The sequence below is a fragment of the Campylobacter sp. US25a genome, assembly GCF_004379075.1.
In the GTDB taxonomy this organism is placed as follows: Bacteria; Campylobacterota; Campylobacteria; order Campylobacterales; family Campylobacteraceae; genus Campylobacter_D; species Campylobacter_D jejuni.
In genome coordinates this window covers 1-232 of sequence record NZ_RYYM01000166.1, presented here as the reverse complement: position 1 = coordinate 232, position 232 = coordinate 1, and the positions used below count along the sequence as shown (strand labels likewise).

The following is a 232-nucleotide window of genomic DNA, read 5'->3' as shown; positions in this document are numbered from 1 at the left end:
ATCATCTACATCATAATTATAATCATTACGATAATATTTACAACCATTAGAAAGGACTTGAGGGAATTTTTTTTCTACATCATACTTTTTAATATTAGCTCTTAACTCTTCATCAGAAGCAGATATATTATTAATCCATTGATTATATTCTTTTATCTTTCTTTCATTTTCCAATATCTCTTCTCTTATTTTTTTATCAAAGATATAAATTCCACCATAATTACTTGCAAGA

Annotated in this window: 1 pseudogene; it reads right to left on the bottom strand. The window is 24.1% G+C overall.

From position 1 onward, the window contains the following. A pseudogene (locus ELQ12_RS10155) lies at positions 1-232 on the bottom strand (tRNA 2-selenouridine synthase); the annotation flags it as partial.